Source organism: Sulfitobacter sp. IGS-18 (genome assembly GCF_059628195.1).
The window spans coordinates 17,202-37,992 of the sequence record NZ_CM184556.1 but is presented as its reverse complement, the minus strand read 5'-3'; the positions used below and the strand labels follow the sequence as shown (position 1 = coordinate 37,992).

Below are 20,791 nucleotides of genomic sequence, written 5' to 3'. Positions count from 1 at the left end.
TCCCAGCACGTCACCGTCATACGCTAGCCCAGATTCCAAGGCACTCATTCCCTGAACGATTCCTTTTCTGGAGGACAGGTAATGGCGCGTATGAAGGAAATTCTGACGGTTGCAGGCACGCTGGCCTGTGCCATCGGTATCGGCTTTGTCATGCAGAATTCCGATACGGCCAAAGCGCGATACGGCAACCAGGACAGGCCCGCGCCCAGAGAGCTGGAGGATACCGCCACCAGCGCCCTGCTGGATGTGCAGCAGATCAGGCTGACCTCGGGCGAGTTCAAGGGTGCCGATGATCTGCCTGCGACCTCCGCCTTTGCCGCATCAGAGCCCGATGCGAATGTGATCAAGGTGCGCGCACCGCAAAGCGTTCTCGAAGGCCCGCCCGCGCCAGGCTCTGCGGACCCGGTCCCGGCCTGTGACATCACCGCCGAAGCCCAGGCCATTGCGGCGGCCATGGTCAACCTGCGGCTGGATGCGCCCTGTTTCCCGAATGAGCGGGTCACCGTGCACCACAACGGCATGATCTTTACCGAAACCACCGATGCAAAGGGCGCGCTGAACACCACTGTTCCCGCTCTGGCACGTGACGCCATGTTCATCCTGGCCTTCGGCAACGGGGAAGGAGCGGTTGCACAGACCGAGGTTGAGGAGCTGATCGACTATGATCGCGCTGTGGTGCAATGGAAAGGCAATGCCGGTTTTGAAATTCACGCCCGCGAATTCGGCGCAAACTACGGCGATGCCGGTCACCACTGGAAAGAAGCCCCCGGCGAGGTGGCCGATGCCGTGATCGGACGCGGTGGTGTGCTGACGCGGCACGGGGATATCGCGGCGGCTGATCCCTTGCTGGCCGAGGTCTATACCTTTCCCAAGGCCGGATCGGAACGGGCTGGCACCATTGCACTGAGCGTCGAAACCGAGGTCACCAAAGCCAATTGCGGCATCGAGGCCGAGGCGCAATCGCTTCAACTGACCGGTGACGGCCAGATCAGAACACAGGACCTGATGCTCTCCGTCCCGGAATGCGATGCGGTTGGCAGCTTTCTGGTGTTGAATAATCTGCTCCAAGACCTGAAAGTCGCGGGAAACTAAAACCGCACTCAGAGGTCCCATGATCTTGCTCAGATGTGCGGCGTTCATCGCCGCACTTTTTCTTTTCTGGCACCATCCGGCCGCCGCGCAGGATGTTTCCCTGACCTCGCGCGATGGCAAGGTCGAAATCAGCGGCATGTTGCTGGGATTTGACGGGGAATTCTACCGCGTCCAGACGGAGTATGGCGAGCTGACGATAGACGGGTCGGGCGTGCTCTGTGCCGGGCCCGGCTGCCCCAACCTCGAAGATTTCGTGGCCGAGGTGCAATTGTCCGGTTCCGCGACAATGGGTGCGGTTCTGATGCCGGCGCTGATTGACGCCTATGGCCAGCGCGCGGATTACCTTGTCACCCGCGAAGACGGCGAGGACCCGACCCGCTTCACCTATCTGTTGTCGCGGCGGGACACGGGCAAACCTGCGGCCCGGTTTTATTTCCGCGCGACCAACACGGATGAGGGGTTTGCCGACCTTCTGGCGGATGAGGCCGATATCGTCATGGCGCTGCGTGAGATCGGGCGCGAGGAACGCATCAATGCCCGCGACGCCGGGATGGGGGATCTGACGGGTGCAAACCGCAGCCGGGTTCTGGCCCTGGATGCGGTGGTGCCGGTTGTGGCCCCGACCAATCCCTTGCGGGCGATTTCACCGCTCATGCTGGCGCGCGCCTTTGCGGGGGAGGTGACCAACTGGCAGGAGCTTGGCGGACCCGATGCGCCGATCGAACTGCATCTGCCCAGCCCGTCCAGCGGTTTGAGCCAGGCAATCGTGGATCAGGTCATGAAGCCGGCGGGGCTGACCCTGACCGATACGATTGTGCGCCATGCCCTGCCTGAAGACCTGGCAAAGGCCGTGGCCAAAGACAGCTTGTCGCTGGGCATCACCAGCTATGCCGAACAACGTGACACGATGGTGCTGACCCTGGGCGGCACCTGCGGCTTTGCGCTGAACGCCGCGCGGCGGACGATCAAGACGGAAGATTATCCGCTGACGGCCCCCATGTTCCTGTATTTTCCGGCGCGTCGCCTGCCCCTGATCGCGCGGGAGTTTCTGGCCTTTACGCGGGGGCCGGCGGCGCAGAATGTCATCCGGCGCGCGGGGTTTGTGGATCAGGCGCCCGAGGAGATCCCGGTTGAGCAGCAGGGCAACCGTTTCACCAATGCCATTACCGTGGCGGGCGAGGAAATTTCGCTTCAGGAACTGCAGCGGATGACCGCGACGCTTCAGCCGATGGCCCGGCTGACCACGTCTTTCCGCTTCGAGGCAGGGTCGATCCGGCTGGATGCGCAGAGCCGGTCAAACGTGCAGCAGCTGGCGCGGGCGCTGGAACAGGGGCAATATGATGCGCGACGCATGTTGTTTGTCGGCTTCAGCGACGGGCAGGGGGCCGCGGCGCCGAACCGGGATATCGCCCTGCGTCGGGCCGAGGCGGTGTTGCGTGCAGTCTCTGCCGCTGCGGTCACGGCGAACCTGGAGCGCGTTGATCTGGGCGTCGATGCCTTTGGCGAGGCGATGCCGATGGCCTGCGACGATACCGCCTGGGGGCGGCAGGCGAACCGGCGGGTGGAAGTCTGGGTGCGGTGACCTACCCGGCACCCAAGTGGCTGTTTTCCCTTACAGGTATCCTTCCGACCGAAAGCTGAGTTCGGTGGATTTCCCGATGATCAGGTGATCGTGCAGGGTGAGCCCAAGCGCCCCGCATGCCGTCGAGATCTGGTTGGTCATATCAATGTCCAGGCTGGATGGCGTGGGATCGCCCGAGGGATGGTTATGTACAAGGATCAATGCGGAGGCGTTGAGTTCCAGCGCCCGTTTCGCAACCTCTCGGGGATAGACGGGCACGTGATCCACTGTTCCTTTCGCCTGTTCCTCATCCGCGATCAGGACATTCTTGCGATCCAGGTAGAGCACGCGAAACTGCTCTGTTTCGCGGTGGGCCATGGTGGTGTGGCAATAGTCCAAGAGCGCATCCCAACTGGAAACCACCTGTTGTTTCAACACCTTGGCACGGGCAAGGCGTTGCGCTGCCGCCTCGATTATCTTGAGCTCTATGATGACGGCATCCCCGACACCGGGCAGGTCGCGCAGCCGCGATTCAGAGGCGGAGACGACGCGGTTGAAGTCGCCGAAACGATCCATCAGGGCATGTGCCAGGGGTTTGACATCGCGGCGGGGGATGGCGCGGAACAGGACCAGTTCCAGCAGTTCGTAATCCGGCATGGCGGCGGGGCCGCCGGCCATGAATCGCGCCCGCAGGCGCTGGCGGTGATCCTTGATATAGGAGGGCTGCCTGCCCGTTACCGGCGCGGTTTCTGCCGCTTCATCCAGCAGATAAGGGAGGGGCTGTTCATTGAATTGAGCCATGCCCGAGGGTCACCCGAGTCTGGTTACCAACGGGTTAATGGCGCCCGGAATTCAGGTTGGCACACGAAGCAGGCCTGTGCCATGCATCTGTCGGACCGGAGCGCACGCCGGAGAATGTCCGGCGTGCTGGTTACCCCTTCATCGAATCCCAGAAACTTTTCACGCTGGAAAAGAAGCTGCTGCTTTCGGGGTTGTTCTCGGACGACAGGTCCTCGAATTCCCGCAGCAGTTCCTTTTGCCGCGATGTCAGGTTCACCGGAGTCTCGACCGCCAGTTCGATGATCATGTCGCCGGTGCCGCCGCCGCGCAGGGGGGGCATGCCCTTGCCGCGCAGGCGCATCTGGCGGCCCGACTGGCTGCCGCTGGGGATCTGCACCCGGCCACGGCCGCCGTCGATGGTAGGCACCTCGATGTTGCCACCGAGGGCCGCGGTGCTCATCGACACGGGCACCCGGCAGAACAGGTTCGGGCCGTCGCGGTCGAAGAGCTCGTGCTCCTTTACCTCGATGAAGATATAGAGGTCGCCCGAGGGGCCGCCCCGCATCCCGGCCTCGCCCTCGCCTGCCAGGCGGATGCGGGTGCCGGTTTCAACACCGGCGGGGATGTTGACACTGAGCGAGCGGTCTTTCTCCACCCGGCCGGCGCCACGGCAGGTCTTGCAAGGGTTCTTGACGATCTGGCCCATGCCGGAACAGGTGGGGCAGGTGCGTTCAACGGTGAAGAAGCCCTGCTGCGCGCGGACCTTGCCCATGCCCGAACAGGTCGGACAGGTTGTCGGCTCTGCGCCGCCTTCCGCGCCGGAGCCGTTACAGGATCCGCATTGCACGGAGGTTGGCACATTGATCGACTTTTGCAGGCCCGAATAGGCGTCTTCCAGCGAGATGCCGAGGTTGTAGCGCAGGTCGGCCCCGCGCGCCGCGCGACGGCCACCGCCGCCCGCGCCACCGCGACCGCCCATGAAGTCGCCAAAGAGGTCGTCGAAAACATCCGAGAAAGCGGAAGAGAAATCGCCCTGACCGCCGCCAAAGCCGCCGCCGGGGCGTCTGCCGCCACCGCCGCCACCCATGCCACCTTCAAAGGCGGCATGTCCGAAACGGTCATAGGCTGCTTTCTTGTCCGCGTCTTTCAGTACTTCGTAGGCTTCGTTGGCTTCCTTGAACTTCGCTTCGGAATCGGCGCTGTCCTTGTTCCGGTCCGGGTGAAATTCCTTGGCCTTCTGACGATAGCCCTTCTTGATCTCGTCGGCGGATGCGCCTTTGGAGACACCAAGCACCTCGTAGTAATCACGTTTTGCCATGGATCATGTCCTTTTGCTGGAACGTGAAGGGCCGGCCCGTCTGGATCGGACCGGCCCTGTCAGTGGTTCCCTCGCGCGGGATTACGCGCGCTTGTCGTCGTCGAGGTCTTCGAACTCGGCATCGACGATGTCGTCGTCGCCACCGCTTCGGGAGGCCTGCTCATCGGCAGCTTCCGCCATGTCGTCGCCGTCTTCCTGCGCGGCCTTATAGATCGCCTCGCCCAGTTTCATGGCAGCTTCGGTCACGTTCTGGATGCCGGACTTGATCTTGTCGGCACTGTCGGATTCCAAATCGTCCTTGAGCGCGGCAATGGCCAGTTCGATGGCTTCGACGGTGGTCGGATCGACCTTGTCGGAATGCTCTTCCACGGACTTTTCGGTCGAGTGGATGAGGCTTTCCGCCTGGTTCTTCGCCTCGATCAGCGCGCGGCGCTCCTTGTCGGATTCCGCGTTCTCTTCGGCGTCCTTGACCATCTTTTCGATGTCTTCATCGCTGAGACCACCCGAGGCCTGGATCGTGATCTTCTGCTCCTTGCCGGTGCCCTTGTCGAGCGCACCAACCGACACGATGCCGTTTGCGTCGATGTCGAAGGTCACTTCGATCTGGGGCATGCCGCGCGGGGCAGGCGGGATGTTTTCCAGGTTGAAGGCACCGAGGATCTTGTTGTCGGCGGCCATCTCACGCTCACCCTGGAAGACCCGGATGGTGACCGCGTTCTGGTTGTCTTCAGCGGTCGAGAAGACCTGCGACTTTTTCGTCGGGATCGTGGTGTTGCGGTCGATCAGGCGGGTGAACACGCCACCCAGCGTTTCGATGCCCAAGCTCAGCGGAGTCACGTCGAGCAGGACCACATCCTTGACGTCGCCTTGCAGCACACCGGCCTGAATGGCGGCGCCCAGTGCCACGACCTCATCGGGGTTCACGCCCTTGTGGGGTTCTTTCCCGAAGAACTTGGTCACTTCTTCCACGACTTTCGGCATGCGGGTCATACCACCGACAAGCACGACTTCGTCGATGTCGGAGGCCGAAAGGCCCGCGTCCTTGAGCGCGTCCTTGCAGGGCTTCAGCGAGGCCTTGATCAGGTCGCCCACCAGGCTTTCCAGCTTGGCGCGGGTCAGTTTCATGACCATGTGCAGCGGCTGACCGTTGGCACCCATGGAGATGAACGGCTGGTTGATCTCTGTCTGGCTGGAGCTGGACAGTTCGATCTTGGCTTTTTCAGCGGCCTCTTTCAGACGCTGCAGCGCCATCTTGTCCTGGGTCAGGTCGACGTTGTGCTCTTTCTTGAACTCACCGGCGAGGTAGTTGACGATGCGCATGTCAAAGTCTTCACCACCCAGGAAAGTGTCCCCGTTGGTGGATTTGACTTCGAACAGGCCGTCGTCGATTTCCAGGATGGTCACGTCGAATGTACCGCCGCCAAGGTCATAGACCGCGATGGTTTGCGTGTTTTCCTTGTCCAGGCCATAGGCCAGCGCGGCGGCTGTCGGTTCGTTGATGATCCGCAGCACTTCAAGGCCTGCAATCTTGCCCGCGTCCTTGGTTGCCTGGCGCTGGGCGTCGTTGAAATAGGCCGGAACGGTGATGACCGCCTGGGTCACTTCTTCGCCAAGATAGCTCTCGGCGGTTTCTTTCATCTTGCCGAGGATGAAAGCGGAGATCTGGGAGGGGGAGTATTTCTCGCCCTTGGCCTGAACCCATGCGTCGCCATTGCCGCCGTCGATGACGGAGAAGGGCAGGTTCTTTTTGTCCTTGGCGAGATCCGTGTCGTCGTTGCGACGGCCGATCAGGCGCTTGACGCCAAAAATGGTGTTGTCGGGGTTGGTGACAGCCTGGCGTTTTGCAGGCTGGCCGACGAGACGTTCGTCGTCGGTGAAGGCCACGATGGAAGGTGTTGTGCGCGCGCCTTCCGCGTTTTCGATCACGCGGGGCTGGCTGCCGTCCATGATGGCGATACAGGAGTTGGTAGTTCCAAGGTCAATGCCGATTACTTTGGCCATGTTTTCGATCCCTCATGCTATTCAAGGCGATGACACGAGGCGCAGGCCCGTTACGGCACCCTTGCCCCGATCTGGTTGAGACTGAATGCGGCTGCATCCAGCGGTTCGGAGGGTATATAGGGAGCGGCCAAGGACCTCGCAACCGTTTCAATGGGGCGGTGTGGAGGATTTTGGGCGGATTTTGCGCAATTTTTCCGGATCATGGGGATCAGGTGACACGTTCAGGCGTCCGGCGCGCCGGAAAGTTCGGGAGGCCGGTCCTGGCAGCTGTCCGGCTGCCCGCCTTACCGCCGCGCGTTCCAGCTGAGCGATGCGTGTCTGCGGGTGTAGAATTCGCCCATCAGGCCGATGACCAGAAAGGCCAGACCAACCCACATGGCGTATTCCCAGTTCGTGTAGCGGGGATTGTAGTTGATGAAGGCATAGCCGCGCGCCTGGTCGATGACGTGGAACAAAGGGTTCCAGTCGAACATTGCCAGCATGAAGCCGGGCAGCGTGTTGGCCACGAACATCTTGCCCGAGGCGATCATGTTGGCGCGCTGGTAGACCATGCTGAACATGCTGACCACCGTGGGGAACCATGGTTTCATCGCCAGCAGGACAAGGCCCAGCGCGCAGCCGGTGAACCAGGCGATCAGCAGCATGCCGAAGGCGGCAATCGGCTGATCAATTTCAAGGGGGGTCCAGGCCACGTGGTAGGCAAACAGGATCACGAACAGCGACAGGACCTGGATGTAGAGCGCGCCCACGGCAGCGGAGGCGATCGCGATGATGGTGTTCATCGGCGCGTGCTGCATCATCGGGCTGGCGGGCCCTTCGGAACCTGCGACGGCGCCCAGCGCCTTGGTATGGGTCAGGTAGAGAAAGATGCCCGACATGATGTAGACCAGAAAGTCACCGCGCAGCGCGGCACTGCGCATGCCCAGGATGGAGAACATCACATAAAAGGCGGCGACGAACATGATCGCCTGAAGCATATTGGTGAAGATGGCGACAAAGGCGTTGTTGTGTTGCTTGCGCACGGATCGGACAACAGAATGATAGATCAGTTCGGCCATCGCCATGGCGGAACTGAAGCCGCCTTTGGGTTTGCGGGTGGACTGGAACATTTGGTCTGCCTTTTGATCTGCGCGAAGCTGACACGGATTTCTTGCCGTTCCGTTAGTGCCGCAGCATAAGGGGGGCTGACCGACTAATCAACGAAAGCGATAGAGGCAGCTTGTTATGGACTATAATAAATTGGTGACTGTGATGCGGAAACTCTCGCTGGAGGCGGGGGACAAGATCATGGAGATTTACGGCCAGGACGATTTCGACGTGAAGGCCAAATCCGATGACAGCCCGGTCACAGCCGCCGATGAAGCTGCTGATGCCATCATCTCGGCGGGGTTGCGGGCGGCATTTCCCGATGTGGCGCTGGTCACCGAGGAACAGGCGGCGACACATGCGGCACAGGGCGATACCTTTCTGATCGTGGATCCGTTGGACGGCACCAAGGAATTCATCCACCGGCGGGGCGATTTCACCGTGAACATCGCGCTGGTCGAGGGCGGTGTGCCCACGCGCGGTGTGGTCTATGCCCCGGCGAAATCGCGCATGTTCTTTACCCGGGCCGATGGGCAGTCGGTCGAGGAGACGGGTGATTTCAACAAGGACACGGTGGGTCAGGTCGCGCCCATATCCGTCTCTGACTCGGACAATTCGGCCCTGATGGTGGTGGCGTCCAAGTCGCACCGTGATCAGGCGACGGATGATTACATCGCGAAATATGCGGTCAAGGACATGAAGAGCGCCGGGTCCTCGCTGAAGTTCTGTCTGGTGGCGACCGGCGAGGCGGACCTTTACCCCCGGGTCGGGCGCACGATGGAATGGGATACGGCTGCGGGCCATGCGGTATTGCTGGGTGCCGGCGGTGCGGTGGTGCGTTTCGACGATCTGACGCCCCTGACCTATGGCAAGGAGGGCTTTGCCAATCCATTCTTCATCGCCCATGCGCCGGGCGTCGATCTGAAGCCGGCCTGATGTCTGTTCTGGTTGTCATTCCGGCGCGCTATGCCTCTACGCGGTATCCGGGCAAGCCGCTTGCGGCGCTGAAGGGGGCAAGTGGCGTGTCGCGGAGCCTGATCGAGCGGTCCTGGCATGCTGCCAGCGCGGTGCAGGGAGTGGACCGTGTGGTGGTGGCGACGGATGATGACCGGATCCGGCAGGCCGCCGAAGGATTCGGGGCGGAGGTTGTCATGACCTCGGCCGATTGCGCCAATGGCACCGAGCGATGTGCGGAGGCGCATCAGGCGCTGGGCGGCGACTTTGATATTGTCGTCAACCTGCAGGGCGATGCGCCGCTTACACCGCATTGGTTTGTCGAAGGTCTGGTCGCGGGGCTGCGCAACGCGCCCGAAGCGGGCATCGCCACGCCGGTGTTGCGCTGTGACGGGGCCGCGCTGAACAGTCTGCTGGCCGACCGCAAGGCAGGCCGCGTCGGCGGTACAACTGCCGTTTTCGCTGCGGATCACCGGGCGCTCTACTTTTCCAAGGAGGTCGTGCCCTTCACGTCAAAGCCCTATGCAGAGACTGAACAGACCCCGGTTTTTCACCATGTCGGTGTCTATGCCTATCGACCCGACGCGCTGGCGGCCTATCCGACCTGGCCCTCGGGCCCGCTGGAGCAGCTGGAGGGGTTGGAGCAGCTGCGGTTCATGGAGCATGGCGAATCCGTTCTTTGCGTTGAGGTAGAGGCGCGGGGGCGTACCTTCTGGGAACTGAACAACCCCGAGGATGTGCCGAAGATCGAGGGCATGATGGCGCAAATGGGCCTTGAATGAGCGATCCGACGGTCAGCGTGGTGATCGTCAGCCGGGGCCGTCCCGATGCCCTGCGACGCTGCCTGACCGGCGTTTCACAGCTTCAGTATCCCGCTTTCGAGGTCGTGGTTGTCGCTGATCCTGCCGGGGTCGATGCGGTTCAGGCCAGCGGATTTGCCGATGATCTGAAGGTTGTGCCCTTTGATGAGGCCAATATCTCGGCCGCGCGCAATCTGGGCATCGGTCAGGCCGCAGGTGAGATCGTTGCCTTTATTGACGACGATGCCGTGCCGGAGCCGCAGTGGCTGCGCCATCTGGTTCAGCCCGCCGGCAGACCCGAGGTTGCCGCGATGGGCGGCTATGTAAGGGGGCGCAACGGCATATCCTTTCAATGGCGCGCCCGCAGCCTTGATTCGCTGGGTGAGGCGCAGGAGCTGGACCTGCACCCGCGCCAACCGACAGTGCTGCACCCGCCCAGGGGGCGCGCGATCAAGACCGAAGGCACGAACATGGCGTTCCGGCGTGATGTGCTGGTGGCGCTGGGGGGATTCGACCCGGCATTTCATTACTTTCTGGATGAGACCGACCTGAACATGCGTCTGGGTCGGGCCGGACATGCCACGGCGATTGTACCGCTGGCAGAGGTGCATCATGGATTCGCTGCCAATGCGCTGCGCGGACCGGACAGGGTGCCCCGGGATCTGTTTGATATCGGGGCCAGCTGGGCGGTATTCCAGCGCAAGCATATCGACCCGTCCGGACATGCCGAACAATGGGCGCGTCTGCGCCGGTCAGAGCGGCAGCGGCTGTTGCGCTATCTTGTTTCCGGGCCGCTGGAACCTGCGCAATTGCGGCGGCTGATGAAGCGGCTTGATCAGGGCTATGCCGAAGGCAAGGTGCGTGAACTGACAGCCGCCCGGGTCGCCACGCATCCGCAGACCCCCTTTGCGCCCTTCCCCGTCGTGCCCCGCCGCTGTGCCGTTGTCGCGACGCGCCCCTTCCGGCTGCGCCGGGACCGGCAAATTGCCGCACAGCGCGTGCGAAACGGCGAGATCATCACCCTGATTTGCCTTTCCCTGACAGCGCGCTACCACAGGGTCAGTTTCGAACCGGAAGGCTTTTGGATGCAAAGAGGCGGGATATTTGGTAAATCTGATCGTGAAATGCCGGTTTTCAGCGCTTTTTCGCGCATGTCACGGCTGAAAAAGGAACAAAACCGCGTTGCCAGTCAGCGCGGATTGCGCGAAGAGTAGCATGCGGTCCAGAACGTAAGGCTGGAAATGATTTTGCTCTGGCTGATCTGAATCAGATATTAATGAGATGAAAAATGTAAAAGAGAATGGCGAAAGCTGTTTCGAAGGGACTTAGGATCAAGATGCGTAAAAAGGTCACAAAAGCAATTTTCCCCGTCGCGGGCCTCGGAACCCGGTTCTTGCCGGCAACCAAATCGGTACCAAAGGAAATCATGACCCTCGTGGACCGGCCGCTGGTGCAATATGCCATCGACGAGGCGCGGGCCGCCGGGATCAAGGAATTCATCTTTGTCACATCCCGCGGCAAGGGTGCGCTGGAGGATTACTTTGACCACGCGCCGCAGCTGGAACAGGAGCTGCGCAAGAAGGGCAAGGAAGAGCTGTTGCAGGCCCTTCAGGACACCAACATGGAAAGCGGCGCGATTGCATATATCCGCCAGCACAAGGCGTTGGGGCTGGGGCATGCGGTGTGGTGCGCGCGGCGGCTGATCGGGAACGAACCCTTTGCGGTGATGTTGCCCGATGACGTGATCGCGGCGGAAAAGCCCTGCCTGCAGCAGATGGTCGAAGCCTATGCGGAAACCGGCGGCAACATGGTCGCCGCGATGGAGGTGGAGCCGGAGCGCGCGTCGTCCTACGGGATGCTCGATGTATCCGAAGACATGGGCCACATGGTCAAGGTCAAGGGCATGGTGGAGAAACCCAAGGCGGAGGATTCGCCCTCCAACCTCGCGGTGATCGGGCGCTATATCCTTGAGCCATCGGTGCTGCGCAATCTGAACCAGTTGAAATCCGGGTCCGGTGGCGAAATTCAACTGACAGATGCGATTGCCCGCGACATCGAGCAGGGCAATGCGGTTTACGGCTATCGTTTCCGGGGTCAGCGGTTCGATTGCGGCTCCAAATCAGGGTTCCTGCAGGCGACCGTCGCCTTTGGCCTTGCCCGTGAAGAGCTGCGCGACGATCTGCATTCCTACCTCAGCAGCATCATGCAGGTGGACAAGGCCGCGCAATAGCCGCACCGGAAAGGAAAGACATGAGCAATGTTCTGGTGACAGGCGGTGCGGGCTATATCGGGTCGCATGCCTGCAAGGCGCTGCGGGATGCGGGATATACGCCCGTTACCTATGACAACCTCGAAACCGGCTGGCAGGATGCGGTCAAGTTCGGCCCGTTCGAACGGGGCGATCTGCTGGACCGGGCGCGTCTGGACGCGGTGTTTGCGACATATGCGCCGGTTGCGGTGATGCATTTCGCGGCGCTGAGCCAGGTGGGCGAGGCGATGGCCCAGCCCGGCAGATACTGGCGCAACAATGTCTCGGGATCGCTGACCCTGATCGAGGCGGCAGTGGCGGCGGGCTGCAAGGATTTTGTATTCTCCTCGACCTGCGCCACCTATGGCGACCAGGACAATGTGGTGCTGGATGAAAATTCGGCCCAATACCCGCTGAACGCCTATGGCGCGTCGAAACGTGCGATCGAGGATATTCTGCGCGATTTCGAAGCTTCCGATGGTCTGCGCCATGTGATCTTTCGCTATTTCAACGTGGCCGGGGCGGACCCGGATGGCGAAGTCGGGGAATTCCACCGGCCGGAGACGCATCTGGTGCCGCTGATGCTGGATGCGATTGCGGGCAAGCGCGATGCGTTGACGATCCATGGCACCGATTACGATACGCCCGATGGCACCTGCATCCGTGACTATGTGCATGTCTGCGATCTGGTCGATGCGCATGTACTGGGTCTGAAATGGCTCGAAGACGGCAAAGGCAGCCGGGTGTTCAACCTTGGCACCGGGTCGGGGTTTTCGGTGCGTGAGGTGCTGACCCACAGCCACGAGGTGACCAACCACGAGGTGCCCCATGTCGAAGGGCCGCGCCGTGCGGGGGATTGCACCAAGCTGGTGTCAGGTTCCCAGCGGGCAGAGACGGAACTGGGCTGGAAACCGCATCGGTCCACGCTCAGGCAAATGATCACCGACGCGTGGAGATGGCACCAAACTGGCCATTACGATACATAATTCTGCGCCTGTGCGGCTGCTGGACCTGACCCGCTCATTGCGGCGGGCAGGCCGGGTCGCGACGGGTGTGGACCGTGTCGAACAGGCGTATCTGCGCCGGTTCCTGCAAGAAGACTCTCCCTGTTTCGGTCTGGCGCGCACCGCGCTGGGCTATGTACTGCTGGACCGGGAGGGGCTGGAAGGTTTCCTCGCCCGGCTGGAAGGGCGCAGGCCCTGGGGCCGCAGCGGTATCCTGTCCCGGCTGGGGCGGTCGCGACCGGATGCGGTCCGGCGGGCGGAAAGCGATCTGCGGCGGCTTGCCCTGGCGCGGTCCTGGCGGTCGGCCCTGCCGGGTATGTTGCGGCGGCATTTTCCTGGGGGTTTTGACTATTTCAACACCGGACACAGCAATCTGACGGAACGCGTCCTGGAGGCCGTCAAAGCCGCGGGCGGTACTGTCCATGTGCTTATTCATGACGTGATTCCGCTGGAGTATCCGGCATTCCAGCGCGCGGGCAGTGTGAAAACCTTTGAGGCCAAGCTGCGCCGGGTCAGCGCGCGGGCCGACAGGATCATCTATAATTCAAACGACACCCGGGACCGTACGGAAAGGTATCTTGACGCGATGGGGCGGGTGCCGCCGGGGGTTGTGGCCTACCTTGGCACGGATCTGCCGCGCCCGGATGTAACGGCGCTGCCGACGGGATTGCCGCCCGAGGGACCCTATTTCGTGACTGTCGGCACGTTGGAGCCGCGCAAGAACCATGCATTCCTGCTCGATCTGTGGGAGGAATTGGGCCCCGCCGCGCCGCCGCTGCTGCTGTGTGGCAGCAGGGGTTGGAACAACGAGGCCTTGTTCGCGCGCCTTGATGCCCTGCCCATGGGCCACCCGGTTCGGGAGCTGCCCGGCCTGGAAGACAAGGCGCTTGCGGCCCTTGTTCAGAGGTCTGCGGGTGCGCTGTTTCCAAGTCTTGCGGAAGGTTTTGGTCTGCCGCCACTGGAGGCGGTACAGCTTGGATCGCGGGTTTTATGCAACGATCTGGAGGTATTACGCGAATTTTTGGGGGAGAATGCCGTTTACGCGTCGGTTTCGGATCGGTATTTGTGGCTGGATATGCTTAACCAGTGGGCAGAGATGCCGGTAGGCGCGGGAAGGAAGATTTCGTTTGTTGGCCCTGATTGGGACAAACACTTCAAGACCGTGTTAAGTTAGAGATGGTAGCGCCTAGAAACGCGGCCATATCGGCAAGGTAGAGGGCGGTTATTGGGTGTTTTGCAGTCATATTGGCTGAGGGTGCAGCGGAAGCGATGGCGTGTCCGTGCCCTGCGCAAACGTCGCGAACTCAAGCGGGTCGCAAATCGGACCGGACAAATCCGGCCCGACGATCTGCTGTTGTTCTGCACCCAGCGGAACGAAGGTATCCGGCTGCCCTATTTTCTGGATTACTACCGGGAAATGGGCATCGGCCATTTCTTCTTTGTCGACAATGACAGCACCGATGGATCCCTCGACTATCTTGCGGATCAGCCGGATGTTTCGGTGTGGAGCACGACGGCAAGCTACAAGCGCGCCCGTTTCGGTGTGGATTGGCTGAACTGGCTGGCCCGCAAATACGCCCATGGGCATTGGGCGCTGACCGTCGATCCCGATGAATTCCTGGTCTATCCGTTCTGCGATACCCGCCCGCTGCGAGCCCTGACGGACTGGCTGGATGCCTCTTCGATCAAGTCGTTTTCTGCGATGTTGCTGGATATGTACCCCAAGGGGCGGCTGGACGAGCAGCCCTATCAGGCGGGTCAGAACCCGATCGAGATTGCCACCTGGTTCGACAGCGGCAATTACACCATTTCGCGCAATCACCTGTTCACCAACCTGTGGATTCAGGGGGGGCCGCGTGCGCGTGTCTTCTTCCCCGACGCGCCGGCAAAGGCACCGGCCCTGAACAAGGTACCATTGGTGAAATGGGACAAACGCTATACCTATGTCAGCTCCACCCACATGCTGCTGCCGCGCGGGCTGAACCAGGTCTATGACGAATGGGGTGGTGAAAAGGCATCGGGTGTGTTGCTGCATGCCAAGTTCATTGACACCTTCGGCGCCAAGGCCGCCGAGGAGTTGGAGCGGTCGCAGCACTATGCCGGTTCCGTCGAATACAAGGCCTATGCCGACCGGCTGAAGCACGACCCGCAGCTTTGGTGCAAATGGTCAGAACGTTACATCAACTGGCGACAGCTTGAGATTCTCGGCCTGATGTCGAAGGGAAACTGGGCATGACGGTCGGGATTGTAATGTTGGTGCATACCGCACTGGGCCGGGCCGAGCAGGTGGCGCGCCACTGGTCGGCGGCAGGCTGCCCCGTTGTGATCCATGTCGACAAGGGCGTTCCGCGGCGGACCTATGATGCCTTTGTCAATGCGATGGCTGACCGGAAGGATGTCTCCTTCAGCACCCGCTACCGGTGCGAATGGGGCACCTGGGGCATTGTCGCCGCATCGCAAAGCGCGTCGGAACAGCTGCTGGCCAGCTATCCGGAGATCAAACATGTCTATCTGGCGTCCGGGTCCTGTCTGCCGCTGCGTCCGGTGCAGGAGCTGATTGATTATCTGGACGAACGCCCCAACACCGATTTCATCGAAAGCGCGACAACAGCCGATGTGCCCTGGACCGTGGGCGGGCTGGACGAAGAACGGTTTACCATGCATTTTCCGTTCTCCTGGAAAAAGCGGCGCTATTTCTTTGACAAGGCGGTGGCGGTACAGCGCTTTCTCGGGCTCAAACGCAAGATGCCGCATGGGATCGTGCCGCATATGGGGTCGCAATGGTGGTGCCTGTCACGCCGCACGCTGTCCGCGATCCTGCAGGACCCGGAAAGACCCGCATACGACCGGTTCTTCAGACATGTCTGGATCCCGGATGAATCCTATTTCCAAACGCTTTCGCGGCTGTATTCCGAGAAGATCGAAAGCCGTTCCCTGACGCTGTCCAAGTTCGATTTTCAGGGTAAGCCGCATATTTTCTACGACGACCACCTGCAATTGCTGCGGCGGTCAGACTGCTTTGTCGCGCGCAAGATCTGGCCCTATGCCGACCGCCTGTACGAGGCATTTCTGACCGATGTTGCGGGTGCCATGAAAAAGACGGAGCCGAACCCCGGCAAGATCGACAGGATCTTCTCCAAAGCGGTGGAGCGTCGGACGCGCGGGCGGTCGGGCCTGTATATGCAAAGCCGCTTTCCCAACGAAGATTGGGAAAACGGTGTCACGGCGGCACCTTATTCGATGTTCCAGGGCTTTGCCGAATTGTTCGAGAATTTCGAACCCTGGCTGGCCAAGGCAACCGGCGCGCGGGTGCACGGCCATCTGTTTGCCGCGGATGGTGTGCATTACGCGGACGGGCAGACAGCCATCAACGGGGCCTTGTCGCAATCCGCGACGCTGCGCGATTACAACAGCAAGGCGTTCCTGACCAATCTGATCTGGAACACCCGGGGTGAGCGGCAGTGTTTCCAATTCGGCCCGGCAGACAACCAGGATATCAACTGGCGGGTGGCAAAGGACCCGAACGCGCAGGTTTCCGTCATTACCGGGGCCTGGGCGGTGCCGTTGTTCCGGTCCAACCTGGATTTTGCAAAGATCCGCACAATTGCCGCGCATCTGCAAAAGGTCGAAAGCGAACATATGGATATCCTGCGGTCGCCCTATTCCAAGGCCCGCGTGCGCATCTGGACCATGGCGGAATTCATCGAGGCACCGATGGAGCCTTTGCAGGGGATACTGGATGAGATCGGGCGCACCAAATTGCGCCGCCTGTCCGAAGCCCCCAAGATGGTTGATCTGAGTGGTTTCGGCCAGTTCCTGCAAAACCTGAAGAACCAGGGGATGCACCCCTATCTGATGGGCGATTTTCCGGCCGAGCGCGGTGTCGCGTCAAATCAGAAAACCCAGCGCAAACCCTATCTGGTACAGTAAGACATGGCCGAGAAATTCCACAGCTTTGTCGTGTTTGCAGAGATGCGCACGGGGTCGAATTTTCTGGAAACAAACCTGAATGCCTTTGGCGGTATCTCCTGTCATGGGGAGGCGTTCAACCCGCATTTTCTGGGCTACCCGCACAATGAACCGATCCTGGGAATTGATCAGAAGACCCGCGACCGGGATCCGCATCTGCTGTTGAAAGCCATGCGCGGAAACACGGCGCGGCTCAGCGGTTTCCGGTATTTCCACGATCATGATCCACGCGTTTTCGATGCGATCATGGACGATCCGAAATGCGCCAAGATCATCCTGACCCGCAACCCGGTGGACAGCTATGTCAGCTGGAAGATTGCGCAGGAGACAGGGCAGTGGAAGCTGACCGACGTCAAGGCGCAGAAGACGGCGCAGGCGGTCTTTGACGCGCGCGAATTCGAGGCGCATCTTGAGGCGTTGCAGGCGTTTCAGGTGACTTTGCTGAACAGGCTGCAGGTCAGCGGGCAGACGGCCTTTTATGTCGCCTATGACGATCTGCAAAGCGTCGGGGTGATGAACGGGCTGGCGCGCTACCTGGGGGTGGATGAGACGCTGGACGCGCTGGACAGCAATCTGAAAAAGCAAAACCCGAGCCCGATCTCGGCGAAGGTCAGCAACTACGACGAGATGACGGCGGCGCTGTCCCGGCTCGACCGTTTCGATCTGACCCGTACTCCGAATTTCGAACCGCGGCGGGGGCCCAATGTGCCGTCCTATTTTGCTGCGGCGCAGTCGCCCCTGCTCTATCTGCCGCTGCGCTCTGCACCACGGGTGGAGATCTTGCAGTGGCTGGCGGCATTGGACGGTGCCGGGCGGGGCGCGCTTCGCTCGAAGATGACGCAGAAAGAGCTGCGTGAATGGAAGCGCGATCATCCCGGGCACCGCAGCTTTACCGTGATACGGCACCCGCTGGCACGGGCGCATGATGCCTTCTGTCGTCACATTCTGACGACGGAGAAGGGCAGTTTTGTGCAGCTGCGCAAGACCATGATGCGCCGCTATAACATGCCGCTGCCCGCCGAGGGGCCGGATGCAGGCTATGGTCTTGCGGAACACCGCGCGGCCTTTGCGGCCTTTCTGGTCTGGCTCAAGGGGAACCTCGCGGGTCAGACGGCCATTCGGGTGGATGCGGCGTGGTGCTCGCAGGCACAGGCGATCCAGGGATTCGGGGAGCTGTGCCTGCCTGACCGGATCATCCGCGAAGAGGACATGGTGCAGGACCTGGCTGCGCTGGCGGCTTCGGTCGGGATTGCAGACGCGCCGCCGCCACCCTTGCCAGATGCCGATCAGCCCTTCACGCTGGATGCGATCTATGACGATGAAATTGAAAAACTTGGCGCGCAAGCCTATCAGCGCGACTATATAACCTTCGGCTTTTCCGCCTGGAGATAGCGGGTGGTCAGGCGGCCTGAACCGAGGGTTCTTCGATCAGGATGGTGTACAGCGTTGCGGGGTCCGGGTTCGCGCGCAGTTTGCTGCATATCGTCTGGTTGCGAAGGGTGCGCGACACCAGAGCAAGCGCCTTGAGGTGCTCGACGCCCGCTTCTTCGGGGGCAAAGAGTGCAAAGGCGATGTCCACCGGCTGCCGGTCAACGGATGAGAAATCGACAGGCCGATCCAGAAGGATGAATGCGCCCACCACCGATTCCAATCCGTCAAGCCGGGCATGGGGCAGGGCCACACCGTGGCCCACACCCGTTGGTCCCAGAGCTTCTCTTGCCATCAGGGCATCAACGACAATGCCTGATTTGAAGCCATAGACAGATTCAACCAGGTCGCCGAGATCCTGCATCAGCCGCTTCTTGCTGGAGGCAGCGTTAACGACTTTAACCGCTTCCGGCTTGAGTAGTTTTGCAAGTTCCATTCGGTTTGTCCTGCTCTCTTGAACGGGTTACCCCGAGCACCTTTTTCAGGGATCAATCCAGCCGATGTTGCCATCTTCGCGGCGATACACGACGTTCAGGCCCTCTTTGCCCTCTTTGCGAAACACCAACACTGGCGCCCCCGCGAGTTCCATCTGCATGACAGCTTCGCCGACAGACAAGGTTGCGATCTTGGTCTGCATTTCCGCGATGATCATGGGTTGGAGGGTATCGGGTTCCTGCGCGTCAGAATCGCTTGTAGAGGCAAGGATATACGAGGAGGCACCGAAGAGTTCAACCGGTACGGCGCGGTCTTGATGGTGATCTTTCAGGCGGCGTTTGTAGCGGCGCAGCTGCTTTTCCATCTTTTCGCTGCAGGCATCGAAGGCGCCATAGATTTCGGTGCTGTGCGCCTTGGCCGATGCGGTCAGCCCGGTGGAAAGGTGGACGGTCGCCTCACAGACAAACTCGTGTCCCGACTTTGAAAAGATGACCTGTGCGTCCGTCGGACGTTGTGCATATTTCCCGACCGCCGCGCCCAATTCCTCCTGAACGTGGGTTTGTAATGCTTCGCCGATGTCGATCTGCTTGCCGCTGATTTGGTACCGCATAGGTTCTCCTTGTTATCTCTTGTTTGAACAACGCCAAGCGGACCACCAGAGTGGGGCAAGATGATGTTCAAATGCGGAAAAATGGCCGTGCGTCCAGGTAGTTCTTGACCGTGCCTTGGCGTGAAGGCCGGTGCAGTCTCAAACAGGAACGCAGTGTTGCCATGTCTTCATGAGGCCAAGAATACGCTGCAAAGTCAATGGTGATCCCATCTGCGCCAGCCGAATATCGCTGCCTGAAGTTTGCGAAATTTTAGGAAATCCGAAAATTCTCGCCAAGGTAAACACGGCGCACGTTTTCGTTCTGCACCACCTCGTCGGGGCTGCCGGACATCAGCACCTTGCCTTCGTGCAGAATATAGGCGCGGTCCACGATTTCGAGCGTTTCCCGGACGTTATGGTCGGTGATCAGAACGCCGATGCCCCGTGTTTTCAGATCCGCGACCAGCAACCGGATGTCGCCGACGGAAATCGGATCAACCCCGGCAAAAGGTTCGTCAAGCAGGAGGTACTTGGGGTTTGCGGCCAGGCAGCGGGCAATCTCGACCCGGCGGCGTTCCCCGCCCGACAGGGCCAAAGCCGGCGCGCGGCGCAGGTGCTCGATGGAGAACTCCGACAGCAGTTCCTCAAGACGTTCGCGCCGCTTGTGACGGTGCGGCACGGCGATGTCGAGAATCGCGGCGATGTTGTCCTGCACGCTGAGGCCGCGAAAGATGCTCATCTCCTGCGGCAGGTAACCGATGCCAAGCTGCGCACGACGGTACATGGGCAGCAGGGTCACATCCTTGCCATCCACCGTGACACTGCCGCCTTCGGGTGTGACCAGACCGGCAACGGCATAGAATGTCGTGGTCTTGCCCGAGCCATTCGGCCCCAGCAGGGCAACAACTTCGCCCCGGTTCAGGTGCATCGAGAAATCCCGGATCACCGTCTTTTTCCGGTAGGATTTGCGCAGGTGATCTATCTTCAGGCCGGAACTGCCTTCCGCGACCTTCAGGTCAGGGGATGCCATCAGTTGTCGCCACCTGTCTGCAGGATGGTGCGCACCCGGCCGGACATCTGTGCGGTGCCGTCCGAAAGCCGAACGCTCATCTTGTCGGCGGAAAGCGCGCTGGGGCCCTGTGCCAGCAGCACGTTGCCCGTCATCACGATGGTGCCGGTGTCGATGTTGTAATCCGCCCGTTCCGATTCAGCGGCGTCCGGGCCGGATACCAGCGTGACGCCGCCAGTCGCTTCCAGCCGCGCAATGCCCTTGTTCTGATTGCGGTAGACCACCAGGACGCGGGCGGCGGACAGGCGCAGATCGCCCTGACCGATCATCACGTTCCCGGTAAAGATCGCGGTCCCGGTCTCCTGATCCACGGAGAGGTTGTCGGCGGTCACTTCCACCGGTTGTTTGGTGTCCTGTCGGATGGTGCCAAAGGCGACGCTGGCCCCCTGTGCCAGAAGCGGCCCGGCAAACACGATCAGAAAGACGGGCAGCAACAGGGATCTTAGATGGTTCACGT

At 61.0% G+C, this 20,791-nt stretch carries 19 protein-coding genes; 11 read left to right on the top strand and 8 right to left on the bottom strand.

The features are described 5' to 3' along the window. Nucleotides 1-81 precede the first annotated feature (81 nt). Nucleotides 82-1,092: a hypothetical protein gene (locus ACWNZ3_RS00175; RefSeq protein WP_496900794.1), complete on the top strand. Its 1,011-nt coding sequence runs from the start codon at nt 82-84 to the stop codon at nt 1,090-1,092. Between the two features lie 19 nt (nt 1,093-1,111). Further along, the gene (locus ACWNZ3_RS00170) at nt 1,112-2,674 is read left to right on the top strand and encodes a phosphate ABC transporter substrate-binding/OmpA family protein (RefSeq protein ID WP_496900793.1); all 1,563 of its coding nucleotides are present in this window, start codon (nt 1,112-1,114) and stop codon (nt 2,672-2,674) included. Between the two features lie 30 nt (nt 2,675-2,704). On the opposite strand, the gene radC is transcribed toward ACWNZ3_RS00170, so the two are convergent. The 4 genes from radC to ACWNZ3_RS00150 all read right to left on the bottom strand — a co-directional run bounded on the left by radC (nt 2,705) and on the right by ACWNZ3_RS00150 (nt 7,861). Then, on the bottom strand, nt 2,705-3,454 hold the full coding sequence (gene radC, locus ACWNZ3_RS00165) for a RadC family protein (protein ID WP_274573568.1): 750 nt from the start codon (nt 3,452-3,454) through the stop codon (nt 2,705-2,707). 130 nt (nt 3,455-3,584) lie between these two features. Continuing rightward, nucleotides 3,585-4,751 carry a molecular chaperone DnaJ gene (gene dnaJ / locus ACWNZ3_RS00160; RefSeq protein ID WP_269363335.1) on the bottom strand — a complete coding sequence of 389 codons (1,167 nt, stop codon included), beginning with the start codon at nt 4,749-4,751 and terminating at the stop codon, nt 3,585-3,587. Nucleotides 4,752-4,832: 81 nt separating this feature from the next. Beyond that, entirely contained in the window at nt 4,833-6,752 is a 1,920-nt protein-coding gene (dnaK, locus tag ACWNZ3_RS00155) for a molecular chaperone DnaK (RefSeq protein WP_269363337.1), read from the bottom strand. A gap of 284 nt (nt 6,753-7,036) precedes the next feature. Next, nucleotides 7,037-7,861 carry an ABC transporter permease gene (locus tag ACWNZ3_RS00150; RefSeq protein ID WP_269363339.1) on the bottom strand — a complete coding sequence of 275 codons (825 nt, stop codon included), beginning with the start codon at nt 7,859-7,861 and terminating at the stop codon, nt 7,037-7,039. A 115-nt stretch (nt 7,862-7,976) separates the two neighbouring features. Here ACWNZ3_RS00150 and cysQ point away from each other — a divergent pair, with 115 nt between their 5' ends. The 9 genes from cysQ (at nt 7,977) to ACWNZ3_RS00105 (ending at nt 18,205) form a co-directional block, all read left to right on the top strand. Beyond that, nucleotides 7,977-8,774, top strand: a complete 798-nt coding sequence (gene cysQ, locus ACWNZ3_RS00145) for a 3'(2'),5'-bisphosphate nucleotidase CysQ (RefSeq protein ID WP_269363341.1) — start codon at nt 7,977-7,979, stop codon at nt 8,772-8,774. Then, on the top strand, nt 8,774-9,574 hold the full coding sequence (locus ACWNZ3_RS00140; protein ID WP_496900792.1) for a 3-deoxy-manno-octulosonate cytidylyltransferase: 801 nt from the start codon (nt 8,774-8,776) through the stop codon (nt 9,572-9,574). Before cysQ ends, ACWNZ3_RS00140 begins: the two co-directional genes overlap by 1 nt. After that, a complete protein-coding gene (locus ACWNZ3_RS00135; protein ID WP_496900791.1) occupies nt 9,571-10,806 on the top strand; it encodes a glycosyltransferase family 2 protein in 1,236 nt (411 codons plus the stop codon). Before ACWNZ3_RS00140 ends, ACWNZ3_RS00135 begins: the two co-directional genes overlap by 4 nt. Before the next feature lie 122 nt (nt 10,807-10,928). Further along, nucleotides 10,929-11,822, top strand: a complete 894-nt coding sequence (galU, locus tag ACWNZ3_RS00130) for a UTP--glucose-1-phosphate uridylyltransferase GalU (RefSeq protein ID WP_496900790.1) — start codon at nt 10,929-10,931, stop codon at nt 11,820-11,822. Nucleotides 11,823-11,842: 20 nt separating this feature from the next. Further along, nucleotides 11,843-12,826 (top strand): UDP-glucose 4-epimerase GalE, encoded by a 984-nt coding sequence (gene galE / locus ACWNZ3_RS00125; protein WP_496900789.1) that lies wholly within the window; start codon nt 11,843-11,845, stop codon nt 12,824-12,826. Nucleotides 12,827-12,836: 10 nt separating this feature from the next. Further along, on the top strand, nt 12,837-14,018 hold the full coding sequence (locus tag ACWNZ3_RS00120) for a glycosyltransferase (RefSeq protein ID WP_496900788.1): 1,182 nt from the start codon (nt 12,837-12,839) through the stop codon (nt 14,016-14,018). A 75-nt stretch (nt 14,019-14,093) separates the two neighbouring features. After that, nucleotides 14,094-15,080 carry a glycosyltransferase family 2 protein gene (locus ACWNZ3_RS00115; protein ID WP_269362717.1) on the top strand — a complete coding sequence of 329 codons (987 nt, stop codon included), beginning with the start codon at nt 14,094-14,096 and terminating at the stop codon, nt 15,078-15,080. Beyond that, entirely contained in the window at nt 15,077-16,774 is a 1,698-nt protein-coding gene (locus tag ACWNZ3_RS00110; protein WP_269362435.1) for a DUF5927 domain-containing protein, read from the top strand. The genes ACWNZ3_RS00115 and ACWNZ3_RS00110 overlap by 4 nt, the downstream gene beginning before the upstream one ends. Nucleotides 16,775-16,777: 3 nt before the next feature. Beyond that, complete coding sequence (locus ACWNZ3_RS00105) at nt 16,778-18,205, top strand: nodulation protein NodH (protein ID WP_496900787.1); 1,428 nt, start codon at nt 16,778-16,780, stop codon at nt 18,203-18,205. A 7-nt stretch (nt 18,206-18,212) separates the two neighbouring features. Here the strand turns inward: ACWNZ3_RS00105 and ACWNZ3_RS00100 are convergent, their stop codons facing one another. The 4 genes from ACWNZ3_RS00100 to lptA all read right to left on the bottom strand — a co-directional run bounded on the left by ACWNZ3_RS00100 (nt 18,213) and on the right by lptA (nt 20,789). Beyond that, complete coding sequence (locus tag ACWNZ3_RS00100) at nt 18,213-18,677, bottom strand: PTS sugar transporter subunit IIA (RefSeq protein ID WP_269362440.1); 465 nt, start codon at nt 18,675-18,677, stop codon at nt 18,213-18,215. Nucleotides 18,678-18,722: 45 nt separating this feature from the next. Next, nucleotides 18,723-19,286: a ribosome hibernation-promoting factor, HPF/YfiA family gene (hpf, locus tag ACWNZ3_RS00095; protein WP_269362442.1), complete on the bottom strand. Its 564-nt coding sequence runs from the start codon at nt 19,284-19,286 to the stop codon at nt 18,723-18,725. A gap of 250 nt (nt 19,287-19,536) precedes the next feature. Next, nucleotides 19,537-20,295, bottom strand: a complete 759-nt coding sequence (gene lptB / locus ACWNZ3_RS00090) for an LPS export ABC transporter ATP-binding protein (protein ID WP_269362444.1) — start codon at nt 20,293-20,295, stop codon at nt 19,537-19,539. After that, the gene (gene lptA, locus ACWNZ3_RS00085; RefSeq protein ID WP_443287406.1) at nt 20,295-20,789 is read right to left on the bottom strand and encodes a lipopolysaccharide transport periplasmic protein LptA; all 495 of its coding nucleotides are present in this window, start codon (nt 20,787-20,789) and stop codon (nt 20,295-20,297) included. Before lptA ends, lptB begins: the two co-directional genes overlap by 1 nt. Between the last annotated feature and the right edge of the window lie 2 nt (nt 20,790-20,791).

What these genes read in the sequence shown, in the direction of transcription:
- dnaJ (WP_269363335.1), bottom strand. Translation starts at nt 4,751, where the DNA reads ATGGCAAAACGTGATTACTACGAGGTGCTTGGTGTCTCCAAAGGCGCA.
- lptB (WP_269362444.1), bottom strand. Translation starts at nt 20,295, where the DNA reads ATGGCATCCCCTGACCTGAAGGTCGCGGAAGGCAGTTCCGGCCTGAAG.
- ACWNZ3_RS00100 (WP_269362440.1), bottom strand. Translation starts at nt 18,677, where the DNA reads ATGGAACTTGCAAAACTACTCAAGCCGGAAGCGGTTAAAGTCGTTAAC.
- galU (WP_496900790.1), top strand. Translation starts at nt 10,929, where the DNA reads ATGCGTAAAAAGGTCACAAAAGCAATTTTCCCCGTCGCGGGCCTCGGA.
- dnaK (WP_269363337.1), bottom strand. Translation starts at nt 6,752, where the DNA reads ATGGCCAAAGTAATCGGCATTGACCTTGGAACTACCAACTCCTGTATC.
- ACWNZ3_RS00170 (WP_496900793.1), top strand. Translation starts at nt 1,112, where the DNA reads ATGATCTTGCTCAGATGTGCGGCGTTCATCGCCGCACTTTTTCTTTTC.
- ACWNZ3_RS00105 (WP_496900787.1), top strand. Translation starts at nt 16,778, where the DNA reads ATGGCCGAGAAATTCCACAGCTTTGTCGTGTTTGCAGAGATGCGCACG.
- ACWNZ3_RS00150 (WP_269363339.1), bottom strand. Translation starts at nt 7,861, where the DNA reads ATGTTCCAGTCCACCCGCAAACCCAAAGGCGGCTTCAGTTCCGCCATG.
- ACWNZ3_RS00135 (WP_496900791.1), top strand. Translation starts at nt 9,571, where the DNA reads ATGAGCGATCCGACGGTCAGCGTGGTGATCGTCAGCCGGGGCCGTCCC.
- radC (WP_274573568.1), bottom strand. Translation starts at nt 3,454, where the DNA reads ATGGCTCAATTCAATGAACAGCCCCTCCCTTATCTGCTGGATGAAGCG.
- ACWNZ3_RS00175 (WP_496900794.1), top strand. Translation starts at nt 82, where the DNA reads ATGGCGCGTATGAAGGAAATTCTGACGGTTGCAGGCACGCTGGCCTGT.
- ACWNZ3_RS00140 (WP_496900792.1), top strand. Translation starts at nt 8,774, where the DNA reads ATGTCTGTTCTGGTTGTCATTCCGGCGCGCTATGCCTCTACGCGGTAT.
- galE (WP_496900789.1), top strand. Translation starts at nt 11,843, where the DNA reads ATGAGCAATGTTCTGGTGACAGGCGGTGCGGGCTATATCGGGTCGCAT.
- ACWNZ3_RS00110 (WP_269362435.1), top strand. Translation starts at nt 15,077, where the DNA reads ATGACGGTCGGGATTGTAATGTTGGTGCATACCGCACTGGGCCGGGCC.
- hpf (WP_269362442.1), bottom strand. Translation starts at nt 19,286, where the DNA reads ATGCGGTACCAAATCAGCGGCAAGCAGATCGACATCGGCGAAGCATTA.
- cysQ (WP_269363341.1), top strand. Translation starts at nt 7,977, where the DNA reads ATGGACTATAATAAATTGGTGACTGTGATGCGGAAACTCTCGCTGGAG.